This is a genomic window from Streptomyces africanus (genome assembly GCF_002150735.1).
Classification (GTDB): domain Bacteria; phylum Actinomycetota; class Actinomycetes; order Streptomycetales; family Streptomycetaceae; genus Streptomyces; species Streptomyces africanus.
On sequence record NZ_MUKA01000481.1, the window covers coordinates 1 to 1,609 of the forward strand.

General features: G+C 68.2%; 1 protein-coding gene. It reads left to right on the forward strand.

Annotated elements, in window-relative coordinates:
- The coding region (locus CCL05_RS40375; protein WP_086565564.1) for an amino acid permease at nucleotides 1-1,084 on the forward strand (1,084 nt) is incomplete at its 5' end.
- Between the last annotated feature and the right edge of the window lie 525 nt (nucleotides 1,085-1,609).

The window sequence follows — 1,609 nt, forward strand, 5'->3', positions numbered from 1 at the left end:
CACGGCCGGGGCGAAGATCCTCGAAGGGTGGATACCGGCCGTGCCCCAGTGGGGCTGGGCGCTCATCGTGATGCTGGTGCTCACCGCCACCAACCTCGTCTCCGTCGGGTCGTACGGAGAGTTCGAGTTCTGGTTCGCCGGGATCAAGGTGGTCGCGATCGCCGCGTTCATCGTCATCGGCGGGCTGGCCGTGTTCGGGCTCCTGCCGGGTGTGGACAGTGAGCAGGCCGGGCTGAGCAACCTCACCGGGCACGGGGGCTTCCTGCCGCACGGTGCCGGGGCGATCCTCACCGGTGTGCTGCTCGTCGTCTTCTCCTTCATGGGCAGCGAGATCGCCACCCTGGCCGCCGGTGAGTCCGAGAACCCGCAGCAGGCCGTCACCAAGGCCACCAACAGCATCATCTGGCGTGTCGCCGTGTTCTACCTCGGCTCGATCTTCGTCGTGGTGTCCCTGCTGCCGTGGGACAGCAAGTCCATCACCGACGACGGCTCCTACGTCGCCGCGCTCGACTCCCTCGGCATTCCGCACGCCGGTCAGATCATGAACTTCATCGTGCTGACCTCGGTGCTGTCCTGTCTCAACTCCGGCCTCTACACCGCCTCCCGCATGGCCTTCTCGCTCGGCCAGCGCGGTGACGCGCCCAAGGGCTTCGCCCGGACCACCGCCAACGGCGTGCCGCGGACGGCGATCCTCGCGTCCGTCGCGTTCGGATTCGTCGCCGTGTTCTTCAACTACAAGTACCCGGACTCCGTCTTCCTCTTCCTCGTGAACTCCAGTGGCGCCGTCGCCCTGTTCGTGTGGCTGGTGATCTGCTTCTCCCAGCTGCGGATGCGGAAGATCATCCAGGTCGAGGCGCCCGAGAAGCTCGTCGTGAAGATGTGGCTGTACCCGTATCTGACCTGGGCGACGGCCGCGCTGATCGTGTTCATCCTCGGTTACATGCTCACCGACACCGAGCACGACGGGCGCGAGACCATCTTGCTGTCGCTGCTCGTCGCGGCGCTCGTCCTCGTCGTCGCCTTCGTGAAGGAGAAGGTCCTCGGGGGGCGGCGGGCCGCCGCTGACGAGGTCTCGGTCGGCTGACCGGTTCTTCCCTGGTGCCCCCCGTTCGTGGCGAACGGGGGGCTTTTCCGTCNNCAGGTGTTGATCTGGTACGACGTGCCGTCCCTGTTGAAGCCGAGCAGGCGGGCGTGCCAGTGGACGCCCTTCAGCGTGAACGTGTACTCCCAGACCACCGCCGGCCGGCCGCGGAACGTCGTTTCCTCCAGGCGGACCTTGCGGTAGTCCTCGCCCTGGTGGGCGTTGCGCTCCGAGGTCTGCCAGGTCGCCAGCAGGTCGCCGTGGGCCAGGGACGACTTGCCGACGAGTTCCTGCGTGCCGTCCGGGGAGGTGTAGTGCACCTCCGCGCCCGTCTTCACGTCCCGCCGCCAGCCGTCGGGTGTCGCCCAGGCGAACCCTCCGGCCTCCCGGTGCGCGCCCGGCGGCAGGCTCTGGGGCCTGGATGTGCCTTCGACGGTGGGTGAGGACACGTCGCCGGTCGTGGGTGGTGCCGAGGCGGAGGAGCCTGCGCGGGGAGTGTCGTCGCCCGGTGAGCCGGAGGACGTCGCC